Source organism: Hydrogenophaga sp., assembly GCF_018780075.1.
Classification (GTDB): domain Bacteria; phylum Pseudomonadota; class Gammaproteobacteria; order Burkholderiales; family Burkholderiaceae_C; genus Hydrogenophaga.
Genome location: NZ_JADMKB010000123.1, coordinates 52,829 through 68,712, shown reverse-complemented (window position 1 = coordinate 68,712; position 15,884 = coordinate 52,829). Strand labels below are relative to the sequence as shown.

General features: G+C 66.0%; 18 protein-coding genes. 13 read left to right on the top strand and 5 right to left on the bottom strand.

Annotated features, from left to right (window positions below; translation table 11 throughout):
• The 4 genes from IV088_RS20265 to IV088_RS20250 form a co-directional block, all read left to right on the top strand.
• On the top strand, positions 1-368 hold a 368-nt coding region (locus tag IV088_RS20265; protein WP_291105717.1), incomplete at its 5' end, for an enolase C-terminal domain-like protein.
• Positions 365-1,249 carry an amidohydrolase gene (locus IV088_RS20260; RefSeq protein WP_291105715.1) on the top strand — a complete coding sequence of 295 codons (885 nt, stop codon included), beginning with the start codon at positions 365-367 and terminating at the stop codon, positions 1,247-1,249. The genes IV088_RS20265 and IV088_RS20260, both read left to right, overlap by 4 nt.
• Positions 1,250-1,280: 31 nt before the next feature.
• Positions 1,281-2,057: an SDR family oxidoreductase gene (locus tag IV088_RS20255; RefSeq protein WP_291105713.1), complete on the top strand. Its 777-nt coding sequence runs from the start codon at positions 1,281-1,283 to the stop codon at positions 2,055-2,057.
• A 23-nt stretch (positions 2,058-2,080) separates the two neighbouring features.
• A complete protein-coding gene (locus IV088_RS20250; protein ID WP_291105712.1) occupies positions 2,081-2,419 on the top strand; it encodes an L-rhamnose mutarotase in 339 nt (112 codons plus the stop codon).
• A 54-nt stretch (positions 2,420-2,473) separates the two neighbouring features.
• Here IV088_RS20250 and IV088_RS20245 read toward each other — a convergent pair whose 3' ends face one another.
• On the bottom strand, positions 2,474-3,574 hold the full coding sequence (locus tag IV088_RS20245) for a GlxA family transcriptional regulator (protein WP_291105711.1): 1,101 nt from the start codon (positions 3,572-3,574) through the stop codon (positions 2,474-2,476).
• Positions 3,575-3,725: 151 nt separating this feature from the next.
• Here IV088_RS20245 and IV088_RS20240 point away from each other — a divergent pair, with 151 nt between their 5' ends.
• From IV088_RS20240 to IV088_RS20205, 8 genes are all read left to right on the top strand, one after another.
• Positions 3,726-4,595 (top strand): ABC transporter substrate-binding protein, encoded by an 870-nt coding sequence (locus IV088_RS20240; RefSeq protein ID WP_291105710.1) that lies wholly within the window; start codon positions 3,726-3,728, stop codon positions 4,593-4,595.
• A gap of 73 nt (positions 4,596-4,668) precedes the next feature.
• Positions 4,669-5,457: an amino acid ABC transporter ATP-binding protein gene (locus IV088_RS20235; protein ID WP_291105709.1), complete on the top strand. Its 789-nt coding sequence runs from the start codon at positions 4,669-4,671 to the stop codon at positions 5,455-5,457.
• Between the two features lie 8 nt (positions 5,458-5,465).
• Positions 5,466-6,113, top strand: coding sequence for an amino acid ABC transporter permease (locus IV088_RS20230; RefSeq protein WP_291105708.1), 648 nt, complete (start codon positions 5,466-5,468; stop codon positions 6,111-6,113).
• Complete coding sequence (locus IV088_RS20225) at positions 6,110-6,796, top strand: amino acid ABC transporter permease (RefSeq protein WP_291105706.1); 687 nt, start codon at positions 6,110-6,112, stop codon at positions 6,794-6,796. Before IV088_RS20230 ends, IV088_RS20225 begins: the two co-directional genes overlap by 4 nt.
• Complete coding sequence (locus tag IV088_RS20220) at positions 6,793-8,202, top strand: amidase (RefSeq protein WP_291105704.1); 1,410 nt, start codon at positions 6,793-6,795, stop codon at positions 8,200-8,202. Before IV088_RS20225 ends, IV088_RS20220 begins: the two co-directional genes overlap by 4 nt.
• A 14-nt stretch (positions 8,203-8,216) precedes the next feature.
• Positions 8,217-9,119, top strand: a complete 903-nt coding sequence (locus IV088_RS20215; RefSeq protein WP_291105703.1) for an amino acid ABC transporter substrate-binding protein — start codon at positions 8,217-8,219, stop codon at positions 9,117-9,119.
• Between the two features lie 34 nt (positions 9,120-9,153).
• Positions 9,154-10,110 carry an ornithine cyclodeaminase family protein gene (locus IV088_RS20210; protein ID WP_291105702.1) on the top strand — a complete coding sequence of 319 codons (957 nt, stop codon included), beginning with the start codon at positions 9,154-9,156 and terminating at the stop codon, positions 10,108-10,110.
• Entirely contained in the window at positions 10,107-11,315 is a 1,209-nt protein-coding gene (locus IV088_RS20205) for a D-amino acid dehydrogenase (RefSeq protein ID WP_291105700.1), read from the top strand. The genes IV088_RS20210 and IV088_RS20205 overlap by 4 nt, the downstream gene beginning before the upstream one ends.
• 145 nt (positions 11,316-11,460) lie before the next feature.
• Here IV088_RS20205 and IV088_RS20200 read toward each other — a convergent pair whose 3' ends face one another.
• Together IV088_RS20200 and IV088_RS20195 are read right to left on the bottom strand one after the other, a co-directional pair.
• Positions 11,461-11,829, bottom strand: coding sequence for a hypothetical protein (locus IV088_RS20200; protein ID WP_291105698.1), 369 nt, complete (start codon positions 11,827-11,829; stop codon positions 11,461-11,463).
• Between the two features lie 15 nt (positions 11,830-11,844).
• Entirely contained in the window at positions 11,845-12,612 is a 768-nt protein-coding gene (locus IV088_RS20195) for a nuclear transport factor 2 family protein (RefSeq protein ID WP_291105696.1), read from the bottom strand.
• A 231-nt stretch (positions 12,613-12,843) separates the two neighbouring features.
• Between IV088_RS20195 and IV088_RS20190 the strand changes: the two genes are divergently transcribed.
• The gene (locus tag IV088_RS20190) at positions 12,844-13,734 is read left to right on the top strand and encodes a helix-turn-helix transcriptional regulator (RefSeq protein WP_291105695.1); all 891 of its coding nucleotides are present in this window, start codon (positions 12,844-12,846) and stop codon (positions 13,732-13,734) included.
• A gap of 148 nt (positions 13,735-13,882) precedes the next feature.
• Here IV088_RS20190 and IV088_RS20185 read toward each other — a convergent pair whose 3' ends face one another.
• A complete protein-coding gene (locus IV088_RS20185) occupies positions 13,883-14,644 on the bottom strand; it encodes an ABC transporter permease (RefSeq protein WP_291105721.1) in 762 nt (253 codons plus the stop codon).
• Between the two features lie 11 nt (positions 14,645-14,655).
• Complete coding sequence (locus IV088_RS20180) at positions 14,656-15,633, bottom strand: ABC transporter ATP-binding protein (RefSeq protein ID WP_291105693.1); 978 nt, start codon at positions 15,631-15,633, stop codon at positions 14,656-14,658.
• Positions 15,634-15,884: the final 251 nt, after the last annotated feature.

Genomic DNA, 15,884 nt, shown 5'->3' with positions numbered 1-15,884 from the left:
TCTTCAAGCAGCTCATCATGCGCGGCGCCATCGACGTGGTGCAGATCGACGCCTGCCGCCTGGGCGGCGTGAACGAGATCCTGGCGGTGATGCTGATGGCGGCCAAGCACCACTTGCCCGTGTGCCCGCACGCGGGCGGCGTGGGGCTGTGCGAATACGTGCAGCACCTCTCCATGATCGACTACCTGTGCATCGCCGGCACCCGCGAAGGGCGGGTGATCGAGTACGTGGACCACTTGCACGAGCACTTCAAGGACCCCTGCGTCATCCAGGGCGCGGCCTACATGCCGCCCCAGGCCCCGGGCTTCTCGATCGAGATGAAGCCTGAGTCCCTGAAGCAGTATCAATTCCAGCCCCGGGCCGCATGAAGATCGACACCCACCAGCACTTCTGGCGCTACAGCGCGCCGGAATTTCCCTGGATCAGCGAGGCCATGCCGGCGCTGCGGCGCGACTGCCTGCCGCCGGACAACGCGGCGGCCATGCGGGCCGTGGGCGTGGGCGGCGTGGTGGCCGTGCAGGCGCGCACACTGGCCGAAGAGACCGACTTCCTGCTCGGACTGGCCGCCCAGCACCCCGAGGTGCTGGGCGTGGTGGGCTGGGCCGACCTGGGCGCCGCCGATCTGGAGTCACGGCTGCAGGCCTGGTGCGCGCACCCGGCCTTCAAGGGCCTGCGCCACATCCTGCAGGACGAGGCCGATGCAGCGGCGTGGGTGGCCGCGCCGGCCCACCAACACGGCCTGCAAACGTTGCAGCGGCACCAGCGCGTGTACGACGTGCTGGTGTTCGAGCACCAGCTGCCCGCCGCGGTGGCGCTGTGCGCCCGCCACGACGCGCACTGGCTGGTGCTCGACCACATGGGCAAACCCGCGCTGCGCGACTGGGGCGACGACGGCGCGCCGGCCACTTCGCGCTGGCGCGACGGCCTGCGCGAGCTCGCGGCGATGCCGCACGTGATGTGCAAACTCTCCGGCGCGGTGACCGAAACCGACTGGCCGCAGCACCACGGCCTGACGCGGCAAGACGCCCGCCACATCCTCGCCTGCTTCGACCAGGCGCTCGAAGCCTTCGGCCCGCAGCGCCTGATGTTCGGCTCCGACTGGCCGGTGTGCCAGCTCTCTTCGCCTTACGACGTGGTGCACGGCCTGGCCGAGCAGTGGGCGCGCTCGCGCCTGAGCGCCACCGAGCAAGCGGCGTTCTGGAGCGGCAACGCCCTGCGCTGCTACGACCTGCATCCGTCCGACCTTTGATGTCCCGACACACCCAGCGAGAAACGTTCCCATGGACCTGCATCTGAAAGACAAAGTGGTCATCGTCACCGGTGGCGCCAGCGGCATCGGTGCCGCCATCTCGCTCACCCTGGCGCAGGAGGGCGCCGTGCCCGTGATCCTGGGCAAGAGCCCGATGTCGGCGGCGTTCACGCAGCAGCTGCAGGCCACGGGCGCGCGGCACCGGTTCATCCAGCTGGAGCTGGCCGACGAAGCGGCCTGCGCCGCCGCGGTGGCGCAGACGGTGGGCGAGTTCGGCCGCATCGACGGCCTGGTGAACAACGCGGGCGTCAACGACAGCGTGGGCCTGGACGCCGGGCGTGACGCCTTCGTGGGCTCGCTGGAGCGCAACCTGATCCATTACTACGTGATGGCGCACCACTGCGTGCCGCACCTGAAGGCCACGCGCGGCGCCATCGTCAACGTGTCGTCCAAGACCGCGCTCACGGGCCAGGGCAACACCAGCGGCTACACCGCGTCCAAAGGGGCGCAACTGTCCCTGACCCGGGAGTGGGCCGCTTCCCTGCTCGCCGACGGCGTGCGGGTGAACGCGGTGCTCCCGGCCGAGGTCATGACGCCGCTGTACGCGCGCTGGATCGACAGCTTCGACAACCCCGAAGACAAGCTCGCGAGCATCACGCGCAAGATCCCGCTCGGCCAGCGCATGACCACCTCGGAAGAGATCGCGCGCACCTGCGTGTTCCTGTTGTCCGACGCCTCGTCGCACACCACCGGGCAGTGGGTGTTCGTCGATGGGGGGTACACCCACCTGGACCGCGCTTTGTCTTGAGCACCCCCACGCAAGGAACCCGCATGCGCTATGCCCTGGCCCTCGATCTGGTGGACGATGCGCAACGCATCGCCGAGTACGAACGGGCCCATCAAACCATCTGGCCCGAGGTGCGTGACCACCTGCGCGCGCAGGGGGTGCTGGACATGGAGATCTACCGCCTGGGCACGCGCCTGTTCATGGTGATGGAGGTCGACCCCGCCGTGTACAGCGCCCAGGCGATGGACGCGGCCTCGCTGGCCAGCCCGGTCATCCAGCGCTGGGAGGCGCTGATGTGGACCTACCAGGCACCCACGCCCTGGACGCCGCCCGGAACCAAGTGGGTGCTCATGGACCGCATCTTCGACCTCGGCAGCCAGTAGCCCGCCGGGGACCCGCGCCGCGCTGGGTCTGAGGGTTCTGGAATGGGGCCAGGGTCAGCGCGGTCCTGCCAAGGCCTTTCGAAGCCGCCCGGGTGCGACGCCATAACACTGCTGAAAGTGCCGGATGAAGTGCGCGGCGTCGGAGAACCCACACTCGAACGCGATGTCGTTCACCGTCGAGTCGGTGGTGGTCAACAGCCAGCGGCCGTATTTCAACCGGGAGTTCCGGTAGAACTCCGAAGGCGATGCGCCGGTTTCGGCCAGGAAGACGCGCTCCAGCTGGCGGGTGCTGGAGTCCACCAGTCGGGCGATGACGCCAATTTCCAGCGGGGTGGACAGGTTTTTCTCCATCATGACGATGGCCTGGCGCAGCTTCTCGCTGTCCACCGACGCATAGCCCAGGGCGTGCCGGCGGGCAATGTGCGACGAGGAAGAGCGTTGTGACACGGTCATCTGGTGCACGACCTTGGCGGCACGATCGGGCCCGCAGTGGATGCGGATCAGCTCGGCGGCCAGTTCAATGATCGACACGCCGCCGGCGCAACTGATGCGGTTGCCGTCGAACACGTGGTCGCAGTTCGTGGTGTACCGCTCCTTGGGGAACATCCGCTTCCAGTCGTCGACGTGGAAGGGGTGCACACAGGCCAGCTTGCCTTTCATGAGCCCGAGGCCGGCGAGTGCGAAGGTGCCGGTGCAGATGCCGATGAGGGGTGTGCCCGCGGCATCGACCTGGCGCAGGAAGTCCAGGTACTGGGGTTCCACGCTGTCCATGAACGGCAGCAGGCCCCCGATGACGGCGATGTAGTCGAACTTCTTGCCGGGCCGAAGCGCTTCCTGCACCGGAATCTCCACACCCGAGCTGGCGGTGATGCTGGTGCCAGGGAGGCCCAGCACGCTCCACGAGCAACGCACCTGCCGGCTTTGGTCACCCACGTCGGCGGCATGGCGGAGCGCGTCGCACAAACCCGCGAGCGAGAGCAGCGGAAAGCGCGGCCACAGAAGGATGCCGATGCGCAGTTCCACGGCGCCGTCCTGCGCGTTTCTGCCGGTCGCCGCGTCCAGGCGGTGAATCAGGTTGCCACCGTCCGCCTCATTGCGAGCGCCGGTGTCGGGCTCCGTCGGGGTGGGGGTGGGATGGCTGGGCTTGTTATCCATGGGGTTTAGGGGTTTCCCCTGCATGTCGCATACGTTCAATTTAACAGCGGTCCCCTGCAACAGCAAAAACAGGGTGCAAACCGATGATCCGTTTCACGCCCCTTCGGCGTTTCTTCCCCCACTTTTCGTCAACCTTTTTCCTGGAGTCGATATGAATCGCTCGTTTCTGGTGCGCGCCATGTGCGCAGTTTTTGGTGCCGCGGCTTTCATGCCGCTGGCCTTCGCCCAACCGTCTCCTCAAACGATCGAGAAGGGGTTGTTCACCATTGCCTTCACCGGCGACATGCCGGGCACGGGCTACCAGGACGGCAGCATGGTCGGTTACGACGGCGAGATCCTGCAGCGGGTGGCCGACGCGCTCAAGCTCAAGGTCAAGCCCGCGTTGATGGAGTGGTCGGGCACGATCGCCTCGGTGCAGTCGAAGCGCGTGGACGTGATGGCCGGCACCATGGGCTGGACCGAGCAGCGCTCGAAGATCATGACGCTCTCCGACCCGATCCACTACTTCAAGAACGGGATCATGCAGTCGTCCAAGACGAACTGGTCCACCCTGAAGGACCTGGAAGGCAAGAAGGTCGGCACCATCACCGGCTTCTCCTTCATCCCCGAGCTGCGCAAGATCAATGGCCTGCAACTGAGCCAGTACGACACCTCGGACGCCGCCGTGCGCGACCTGCTGGCCGGTCGCATCGACGCCGTGATTGGCGATCCGCCGGTGGTGCAGTACGCCATCTCCCGCAATGCGCAGTGGAACCTGCGCTTCAACGCGTTCACCGACAACAACCCCGACTTTCCGCTGCTGACCGGTCTGGGCCAGGTGGTGTTTGGCCTGAACAAGGACAACCCCGAGTTGGCCGCTGCGGTGAACGCCGAGATCGCCAAGCTGTGGCAGACGTGCGAGCTCAAGAAGATTGGCGTGCGCTACGGCCTGGTGCAGGACGTCTGGTACGTGCCCGCGGGCAAGAACTTCCGCGCAGGGGTTGACCGCCCGGCCAACTGGACACTGCCCGGCTGCAAGTGATGCCGAAGGACCGCACCACGCGTGGCTGCGGTCCTTTGTCGTTGTCGTTTTTCCGACCCCACCCTTACCCACCATGAACCAGCACCTATTGCGTGTCGATGGGCTCCAGAAGAGCTACGGCTCGCTCGACGTACTCAAGGGCATTTCCCTGGACCTGCAGAAGGGCGAGACCCTGTCCCTGATCGGACCGAGCGGCTCGGGCAAGTCCACCTGCCTGCGGTGCATCAACTTTCTGGAACGCCCCACGGGCGGCGCCATCTTTCTGGAGGATGAGCGCATCGGGCAATTGCCCGACGGACGCGGCGGGCTGCGCCTGATGTCAGACCGTGAACTGGCGCCGCAGCGCGCCGAAATCGGGATGGTGTTCCAGGGCTTCTACCTGTGGCCGCACTTGAACGTGCGCGACAACGTGGCGCTCGGGCCGATCCGGGCCGGCGGCATGGCGCGGGCCGAGGCCCACGACATGGCCGAAGAGATGCTGGACAAGGTGCATCTGCGCCACAAGGCCGATGAATTCCCGGAGCGGCTGTCGGGCGGACAACAGCAGCGGGTGGCCATCGCCCGGGCGCTGGCGCAGCGGCCCAAGCTGATCCTGTTCGATGAACCCACGTCGGCGCTGGACCCCGAGCTGGTGGGCGAGGTGCTGGGGGTGATCCGCGAGCTGGCGGAGGAGGGCCGTTCCATGATCCTTGTGACCCACGAGATCCGGTTTGCGCGCGACGTGGCGGACCGCGTGATCTTCATGGACCAGGGACACATCGTTGAGCAGGGACGCGCCGCCGAGGTCATCGACACGCCGCGCGTGGACCGCACGCGCAGCTTCCTGGGGCAGGTCGGCGCGGGCGCCGGCCATCTGGCATGACGATGGCCATGGGGACCTTTGCTGGCATTCTCGCCACCCTGGCGACGGGTGCGGTCACCGCACTCCAGGTGGCCATCGGCGCTTTCGTGATCGCCAGCGTGCTGGGGTTGTTCCTGGCGGTGGTGCGGGTTTTCTCGCGCAACCGGCTGGTGCGACTGGGCCTGGCGGCCTACGTCGAGTGGATGCGCAACGTGCCAGCGCTGGCGCATCTGTTTCTCCTGTATTTCGGTCTGGCCACGGTCGGTGTCCGTCTGTCACCGCTGCTCGCGGCCGTGATCGGGCTGGGCCTGGTCGGCGCTGCTGTGCTGTGTGACGTGTTTGCCGCCGGGCTGAAGTCGCTGCATGTGGGGCAGCGTGAAGCGGCGTTGGCAGCGGGCCTGACGCCGGGCCAGACGCTGCGCTTCGTGCTCGCGCCGCAGATGTTTCGCACGACGTTCCCGTCCCTGGCGAACTACACCATCGCGCTGATCAAGGACACCTCGATCGCCTCGGCCATTGCCGCGCCCGAGATCATGTTCTATGCGCGAAATTTGGTGACGTCGACCTTCGAAACCACGCTGATCTACCTGGCGGCCATGTTGTTGTACGCGGCCATGGTGCTGCCCGTGGCCTGGGGTTTCAAACGGGTCGAACTGACCATGGAGGAGGCACGATGACCGCGTTTTTCCTGACCTACCTGGAGTACCTGCCCGACTGGGGCCCGCGGCTGGTGGACGGTGCCATCGTGACGGCCCGCCTCTCGTTGGTGGGCTTCGCGTTGGCCCTGTGTCTGGGGGCACTGCTGGTGGCCATGCAGCGCAGCGGATCCGGCCTGTTGGCGGCGCTGGCCAATGCCTATGTGCAGTTCGTTCGAACGGTGCCCTTGTTGGCGCTGTTGCTGGCCCTGTACTTCGCACTCCCCTCGCTGGGGGTGACGCTCTCGGGCTACTGGGCCGGCGCGCTGGGCCTGGGGCTGCATGGTTCGGCCTATGTGGCCGAGATCCTTCGAGGCGGCCTGACGGCCATCCACCGGGGCCAGCGAGAGGCCGCGCTGGCTGTGGGCCTGTCACCTTGGAAGGTGTTTGCCCATGTGGTGTTCCCGCAGGCGCTGCGCATCATGCTGCCGCCCTTGCTCAACACCTACGTGGCCCTGTTGAAAGACAGTTCCCTGTGCGCGCTCATCGCCACCGACGAACTCATGCTGGCGGCACGGGCCATTTCCAGTGAGTCCTTTCTTCCGCTGCACATCTTCCTGCTGGTGGGTCTGTTTTATTTTGGGATCGCGTTTCCGCTGTCGATGCTCTCGCGTCTGCTGGAACGGCGGTTGAACCGTGGTCGACGTGTGTTGGGGGTGGCATGAGCGTTGTTCATCTGAATCCCGCTTTTTCCTCCATCGAAGAGGCGATGCAAGCCATGGATGCGGGTGAGCTCACCAGCGTGGAGCTGGTGGATCAGCAACTCGATCGCATCCAGCGGCTGGACCACAAGCTGCACGCCTTTGTCGATGTCTATGCCGAAGAAGCGCGCGAGACCGCGCAGGCCATGGATCGCCTGCGCCGGGCCGGCATTCGCCTCGGCCCCTTGCACGGCGTCACCGTGGCGGTGAAGGACCTGTTCGACATCCAGGGCAAACCCATCACGGGTGGCTCGGTGGCCCTGCCAGCCCGGATATCCACCACCACCGCCACGGTGGTGGAGCGCTTGCGCAGCGCGGGCGCCATCGTGATCGGCAAGACCCACACGGTGGAATACGCCTTTGGGGGATGGGGCACGAACGAGGTCATGGGAACGCCCTGGAATCCCTGGGACATGCAGACGCACCGGATTCCAGGGGGGTCCAGCAGCGGATCGGCGGTGGCCGTGGCCGCCGGCCTGGCTTGCGCGGCCATCGGTACCGACACCGGTGGCTCGGTGCGCATACCCGCCGGGCTGTGCGGCCTGGTGGGGCTGAAAACCACACACGGGCTGATCAGTCGGCACGGCCTGATCGAGCTGTGCCCGACCCATGACACGGTGGGGCCCCTGGCGCGCAGCGTGCGGGATGGCGCCATCTTGCTGGACGTGATGGCCGGTGCCGATCCGCTGGACCCCGTGTCGCACCAGGCACCGGTTCGTCGTGTCCTGGATGGCGTGAGTGCGATGCCGCGCGGTGCCCGGCTCTGGGTCCTGCCCGAGCAGGAAAGGGAGGGGGTGGAGGCGGCGGTACTGGCCGCATACGACGAAGCCCTGGCCACGCTCAAGGGCCTGGGCATGCAGCTGGTTGAAAAGGCGCTTCCCCAGCGTTGCGCCGACTCCATGCGCATCGCCGGCCAGCTGATGAGCGCTGAGGGGTACGGCCACCTCGGGGCGCTGTTTGAACGCTCCGACCTGAGGTTCGACACCAACATCCGGCGGCGCATCCTGCTGGGGCGCGACACGGCCGCCGGTGAGTACCTGCGCCTGCTGCGCGCGCGCGATGCCGCACGCAACGACATGCTGGCGGCCATGGACGGCATCGAGGCCTGTGTGTTTCCCACCAACGCCATCTCGGCCATTCCGGTGGCCGACGTGGACGAACTGGCCACGCCCCTGTCGCGCTTCGGGCGGTTCGTCAATCTCATGAATCTGTGTTCTCTGGCCGTGCCGGCGGGACTTTCCCCCGAGGGCATGCCCATCTCCATTCAGTTCATCGGGCGCCCCTGGGACGAGCCGCTGGTGTTTCGCCTGGGCCACGCCTTCGAGCAGGCCACGCCGTGGCACCGGCTGCGGCCCGCTGGCATCGACTAGGAAAGGGGAACGCCATGGACCTGTTGCTGCGCCTGTCAAGGCGATGCCTGTTGACCGCATGGCTGCTGGGCTCATCGCTGGCCGCATGGGCTGCGGATGCCGTTCCCTCGCCGCAGGACAGCCCGGCATTGGCTCGCATGGCCCACAGCGGTCGCATCCGGGTGGGGTACATACCCACGCCCGGTACGTTCGCCTTCCAGGATGCGCAGGGTCAGACCGTGGGCTATTCGATCGACATCTGCCGACGGGTGATCGACAAGCTGCGCCAACGGCTGGGTCGCCTCGACCTGACGCCCGAGTTCCTGCCCATCAAGGCATCGGATCGCATCCCGATGCTCAAGTCCGGCGCGATCGACCTGGAGTGTGGGGGCAACACCAACACCATGGCCCGCCAGAAGGACGTGGATTTTTCGCACACCTTTTTCAACACCGGCCTTCGACTGCTCGCCAGAAAGACGCTGCGGGTGGACAGGCCCGCCGACCTGTCGCGCAAGCGTGTCGCGGTCGCCCGTGGAACCACGGCGGAAACCCGCTTCAAAACAATGCAGACGGAACAGGGCGTTCTGGTGGTCACGGTCGGGTCGGACGCCGAGGGGTTGAAGGCGTTGGAGGACGGAACGGTCGACGCGTACGCCCAGGACGACGTGCTGCTCTATGGGCTGATGGCCACGTCCAGGCTGAAGGACCTGCTCGCGGTCACCGGACCGTTCATGACGGTGGAGCCCTACGCCTTCATGTTGCCCAAGGGAGATGCCTCGCTGAGGGAGGTGGTTGATCGCACCTTGTTGGACCTGATGCGTTCGGGGGAACTGCTGTCCATCTACCGGACGTGGTTCGACGGTGAACGCCTGCGCATCCCCATGAGCATCTACATGAAAGAGAACATCCGGTTCCCCAACAAATACGGCATTCCTTAACGTGGCCTTTCTGCCCGCTCACCTCTGTTGAACCATGCAACCACTTTTCATCCAAGACACTGACGTCGCCAGGCTCCTTGACCACGGGAGCGTGATCGACGTGCTGGACCAGGCCTACCTGGATTTCGGGGCCGGACGGGCCAGCGTGCACCCACGAACCCGCAGCGAATGTGCCGACGCTCGGCTCAGTTCGATGGGCGGCATCTGGACCGGCCGCAACGTGGCGGCGGTCAAGGTGTATCCCACGCTGGCCGGCCGGTTCAGCTTCCTCGTCAACCTGTTTGATCTCGGCAGCAACAAGGCCATTGCCGTGCTGGAGGGCAACGAGCTCACCCGCTTTCGCACGGCCGCCCAGACGGCCCTGATCGCGAGCAAGGTGGTGCCGGCGGGCGCGAGCAAGCTGGCGCTGTTTGGCGCCGGCGTGCAGGGCCGTGGCCAGGCCGCCGCCTTGTGCGGCGTGTTTCCGTTTCAGGACATTGCCGTGGTCGATCCACAGGATAGCGAGGACTGGTGCAGGCGGTTCGCGCTCAGCACCGGTGCCAGCGTTTACGCCTGTTCAGCGGAAGAGGCCGTGCGGGGCGCCGACGTTGTGGTGACCGCCACGCGCTCGACGGAGCCGGTCTTTTTGGGGCATTGGCTGAAGTCGCGGGCCTTTGTGGCCGCGGTCGGCATCAGTTCGCCCAAGGGCCGGGAGCTGGACGACGCCACGCTGGATCGGGCGGAGCGTGTGATCGTGGAGTGGTTGCCTCAGAGCATGGAGGAGGCCGGTGACATCGTTCTCTGGAACGCGGCGAAAGCCACGAAGCTGGACAAGACGCTGGACCTGCCCATGCTGTATGCCGGCAAGGCGCCCTGGCCGGATGTCGGCTCGGGCATCACGGTGTTCAAGTCCGTGGGCACGGGTCTGGCGGACACCGCCTGCGCCTACTTGGCTTACCAGCGCGCGTCTCGATCAGGCCTGGTGGGTGGATCGCGGGAGGCCGTTGCATGAAGGTCTGTGTTGTCGGCGCCGGCATCGTGGGCTGTGCCACCGCGTACCAGCTGGCTCTGCAGGGGTGCGAGGTCCATCTGGTTGACAGCGACCGGGGGCCGGGGCGCGGCACCAGTTTTGCGAACGGTGCCCAGCTCAGCTACAGCTATGTCGAGCCGCTGGCCTCTCCCGCGACCCTGCTGGGGCTTCCCTCCATGCTGTTGTCGCGCGACTCGCCGCTGCGCTTTCGCTTGCGACTGGACGCAAACCAGTGGTGGTGGTGCCTGAAGTTCCTGAGCGCCTGCAACGCCCGGCAATCGCGCCAGGGCACCCGGGAGTTGCTCATGCTGGCCCAGCTCAGCCGCGCCACCCTGGAGGCGTGGATGCATCGGGAGGCTTGGCAGTTTTCTTTTCAGCGCAACGGCAAGCTCGTGCTGTGCCCGGACGACGAATCGCTGCGGCGGCAAGCGGCGCAGGTGCGGTTCCAGTCCGAGCTGGGATGCCAGCAGACCGTGTTGAGCCCGCAGGCCTGTGTGGACAAAGAGCCCGCGCTGGGTGGGTATCTGGGCCGGTTCTCAGGCGGTGTGTGGACCGCCGACGAATGTGTGGGCGATCCGCATGCCCTGAGCCTTCAGATGACGGAGAGCCTGCTGCGCCTGGGCGGGCAGGTGCACTTTGAGACGGCGGTGACGGGCTTTTCCGTCAAGGGCGGCCGGACCGTTGCGGCGCAGACGCCCGGCGGCGCGCTCGATGCGGACGTGTTTGTGATCGCCAACGGTGCGGCCGCCCCAAAGCTGGCCGCATCGGTCAAGGTGTCGTTGCCGATCTGCCCGATCAAGGGCTACAGCATCACCCTGCCGATCCGTTCGACCGAGAAGGCGCCGTCGGTCAGCGTCACCGACCTCGGGCGAAAGACGGTGTTTGCGCCACTGGGAGGGCGCCTTCGGGTGGCGGCCATGGCCGAGGTGGTCGGGCACGACCTGTCCATTCCCCCTTCCCGCATCCAGCAGATGGTGAAGGCGGCGGACACGCTGTTCCCCGGTGCCTGCGGGTTCCATGAAACCCAGCCATGGGCGGGCCTGCGCCCGGCAACCCCCACCGCCGTGCCAGTCATCGGGCAGATGGGGCCGGCCAATCTCTACGTCAACGCGGGCCATGGCGCCCTGGGGTTCACGTTGGCGGCGGGCAGCGCCATCGTCCTGGGCCGGAAGATCATGACTTCATAGCCGGCGATCAGATCGTCGGCTGTGCTGGGCTGTGCTGCAACGCAGTCCAGAACGGTGTCGCCGGTGGCCTGCATTCGAAATCTCGTTCGGCTGATGAACGCTGCGACGCGTTGGCCTGAGGCTGACTCAGGCCAACTCGCGAACGCTACTTTTGGTAGCGCTTCATGCTCATCGTCGAGGCCTCGATCTTTGACATGAACGGCGCGGCGGCAGGGGCCTTCTCGAAGGTCGCCATCGATGCGTCGGCGTCTTTGGCCGATCGCCAGTGCACGATGACCAGCCACTCGCCGTCCGCGCCACGCGCGCTCTCGCGTGACACGAAGCCCGGTTGCTTGGCGACGTGGTCACGTTCAACCGCCTTGTCGATCGGAGCGAACTCGGCCGCGGTGACGCCAGCCTTGAGCTTGAATGTGACGACTTCGACGACGTTGCTGCCTGGGTCGGCGGCCAGTGTCGGCTGGACCGCGAACGTCGCCGACAAGACGCTGCTCAGAAAAAACTTCCAGGGGCTCATGTGTCCTCCGTGCCGTCAGAATTTGCCGTTCGGATTCTTCCACTCCGACCGCGGCGGGATGGTCTCGATCGTGTCCCAGTGTTCGGCGATCTTGCCGTTCTCGACCCTGAAGAGGTCGTAGAACGCGCTCGGCTTGCCGGCGAACTCGCCCTCGCTCGCGATGAGCACGAAGTTGCCCTCGCCCAGAACCTTGTGAACCTTGGTGTACTTCATCGTCACGCCGGCCTTCGCCATGGCCTGCAGCGCGGCGCCGAGCCCGCTCAGCCCATCGCCGATCTGCGGGTTGTGCTGGTGGTACTTGTCGCCGTCGTAGTAGCCCGCCAGCCGATCCATGCGACCGTTCACCAGGATGTCGTCGACGAACGACGCGACCAGCTTCTTGTTGGCAGCCGTCTTGTCCAGGTCCGTCGCCACGGCCGGCCCGTCGATCATCGAGCGGCCGCTCGGGTTGGGCTTGGCCGGCGTTTCCTGCAGGTTGTCCCAGTGTTCGACGATCTTGCCGTCCTCGAAGCGGAAAATGTCGAAGCCAATCTTCGGGCCGAAGAAGTTGTAGTCGGTGTGTGTGAAGACAAATTCACCGTCTTGAAAAACCCGCGCCGTGTTCACTTTGGCCGAACCCTTCGGCAGGGCCTGCAGCACCGCACCGAAGCCAGCCAGTCCCTCGCCGACGGCGAGGTTGTGCTGGATGTACTTGGTGGGGTTGACGACAGCCACCGGTGCCGATTCGCCTGTTTCAATGGCTTTGAGCAGCGCAACGACTTGCTCTTTGGGTTGAGAGGACATGGAGGTTCCTTTGGAAGAAGTGAGGGTCGATGCGCAGCCAGCAACGACCGACAGGAGGCCCAACGCGACGACTCGCGTGGTGAGGGTACGGAAGGAATGCATGGGAGTGGGCTCTGGTTTGTTTGCAGCACGTACTTTGCCGGCATCAAGCCCCGCCTTCTAGGTCATCGTCGGGCAATTGATGGTAGAAATCGCGCGTGCGCGCCCATCGGCGAGCTGAAAGGATGGTTGGTGACCCAGCCCCGCAAGGTACTGCGAGAGACGCGCTTCGCGAGCGCCCGACTGAATCCCATCGGCGTGGAGTTGATGACCCTGTCGGAACTCCGTTCCCGGGTGTCCGAGAAGTTGTTTTTCGAGACGGAGCGCGTCGAGTTTTTCATGGTGCTCGTGGCAACCGAAGGGCGTGGAGAGCACCTGGTCGACTTTGAGCGCTTCAAGCTGCACACCGGTCACGTCGTGTTCGTGAGACCTGGACAAGTGCAGCAGTGGCAGCCGGCGAATGGTCTCGAAGCCGACGTGCTGTTGATCGATCCGGCGGTTGTGCAACCCAAGGCATCGAAGTCCCAGCAGGGAACGATGGCGCTGCTGCGCCTGGAGGAGTGGCCGGTCCACTTCACGCTGGAACCAGACGGTCTGGCCGCCTGGAGGTCCCTGGCCGCGACGCTCCGCAGGGAACTCGATCGGCCGTTGCTGGACGGGCTGTCAGCCGCCATGGCGCGCGAGCTGCTTGTGTGCCTGATGCTCAGCCTCAGCCGATCGGCGACGGGGCATGCGACAGCTCCTACGGTGCAGACTGTGTTGGTTCGACGTTTGCGGCACGAGCTGGAAGGATTGGTCGACACCCGTCCATCGGTGGCCCTGCTCGCCCGCAGGCTACGGGTCTCGACGAGCACCTTGACGCGCACCTGCAAGGACGCGCTGGGGCATTCGGCCAAGGAGGAGGTGGATAGGCGCGTGGCTCTGGAGGCTCAGCGCCTGCTCGTGCACAGCACGTCGACGTCGGTCGCCATCGGGGAGCTTCTGGGCTTCAGCGAGCCGACGAACTTCGTCAAGTTCTTTCGGCGGCTCGTCGGCACGACGCCGGAGGCGTTCCGGCAGGCGCATCGCCTGCAGAGCCGCTGACGGCTTGAGAATCAGGCGGCGGTGGCAGGCGAGTCCCTGCGGCTTAAGGCTTACATCAGCAATCTTTTGAGGAGAACTCGCGAGAGCGCAGGCAGGTGTTGGCGCCGGGCCTCGGCCCAGTGGTGGGGAATGAACATGGCCACGCCCTTCAGCGGCGGATGCGGTGCCCCGTCTTGAACACCCACCACACCACGCCCAGGCAGGCCAGCATGAACATCAGCGTCATGCCGGTGCTGACGCCGATGTGCACGTCGGCCGCGCCGTAGAAGGCCCAGCGCAGGCCGCTGATGAGGTAGACCACCGGGTTGAACAGCGACACCGTCTGCCACGGCTCGGGCAGCATGCTGATGCTGTAGAACGCGCCGCCCAGGAAGGTGAGCGGCGTGATGACCAGCAGCGGGATCACCTGCAGTTTCTGGAAGCTGTCGGCCCACAGGCCGATGATGAACCCGAACAGGCAGAAGGTGATGGCGGTGAGCAGCAGGAAGCCCACCATCCACACCGGGTGCGCGATCTCATAGGGCACGAACGCGCGCGCGGTCAGCAGGATCAGCACGCCGAGCAGCAGGCTCTTGCTGGCCGCCGCGCCCACGTAGCCCAGCAGCACCTCGACCCAGTTCACCGGCGCACTCAGCAGCTCGTAGATGGTGCCCGACCACTTGGGCATGTAGATGCCGAAGGCCGCGTTGGAAATGCTCTCACTCAGCAGCGAGAGCATGAGCAGGCCGGGGATGATGTAGGCGCCGTAGCTCACGCCACCGATGTCGCCCATGCGCGAGCCGATGGCCGAGCCGAAGACGATGAAATACAGCGAGGTGCTGAGCACGGGCGCGATGATGCTCTGTGCCCAGGTGCGGAAGGCGCGGTTCATCTCGAACATGTAGATGGCGCGCACGGCGTGCAGGTTCAAACCCATCATCTTCAAACGCTCGCTTTCTGTTCGTCTTGTTGTTCGTGCACCAGGCTCACGAAGATGTCTTCGAGCGAGCTTTCGCTGGAGCGCAGGTCTTTGAAGCCGATGCCCTGCGCGCCCAGCGCGGCCAGCAGCTCGGCGATGCCGGTGTCGTCTTTCTGCGCATCGAAGCTGTAGGTCAGCGTGAGGCCGTCGGCCGAGAGCGCGAGAGGCCACGGGGCCAGCGACGGTGGCACCGCCGCCAAGGGGTGTTGCAGCGAGAGCGCCAGCTGCTTCTGGCCGAGCTGGCGCATGAGCACAGCCTTGTCTTCCACCACGATCAGCTCGCCCTTGCGGATCACGCCGATGCGGTCGGCCATGTCTTCGGCCTCTTCGATGTAGTGCGTGGTGAGGATGATGGTGGTGCCCGCGTCACGCAGCTCGCGCACCAGGCGCCACATGTCGTGCCGCAGTTCCACGTCCACGCCCGCGCTGGGCTCGTCGAGGAACAGGATCTTGGGCTCGTGCGAGAGCGCCTTGGCGATCAGCACGCGGCGCTTCATGCCGCCCGAGAGCGTCATGATCTTGTTGTCCTTCTTGTCCCAGAGCGAGAGGTCCTTGAGGATCTTCTCGATGTAGGCCGGGTTGGGCGCCTGGCCAAACAGGCCCCGGCTGAAGCTCACCGTGGCCCACACGGTTTCAAACGCGTCGGTGTGCAGTTCCTGCGGCACCAGGCCGATGGTGGCGCGGGCTTTCCGGTAGTCGCGCACGGTGTCGAAGCCGTCGGCGGTGATCGTGCCTTCGCTGGCGTTGACCATGCCGCAGATGACGCTGATGAGCGTGGTCTTGCCGGCGCCGTTGGGGCCGAGCAGCGCAAAGATTTCGCCGCGGCGGATGTCGAGGTGGATGTTCTTGAGCGCCTGGAAGCCGCCGGCGTAGGTCTTGCTGACGCCGCGCACGCGGACGATGGCGTCGGCGGAATCGACCGCGACTGGGGATGGGGTCATGGTGGACTGGCTGTGTTGGGGGTGGGCTGCCGCGCAATGCCGGGCCTCTTGGGGGCGGTGGCAGCGGGGTGGGAAGGGTCCTTTATACCGGTCCGCGAACGGCCTTGCAGCGCCGGGGTTGAGCGTGCCCCCCGGGGCGCGGGCGTTTGCCGGCCCGCGCCAGGGCCTCTTTCCCCGGCCCAACAAGGGATGCCCTCGGCGCCCGTCAGTGTCCGCTGGCGCACAGACGGCCCCCGTCTGCCCTCCGCACC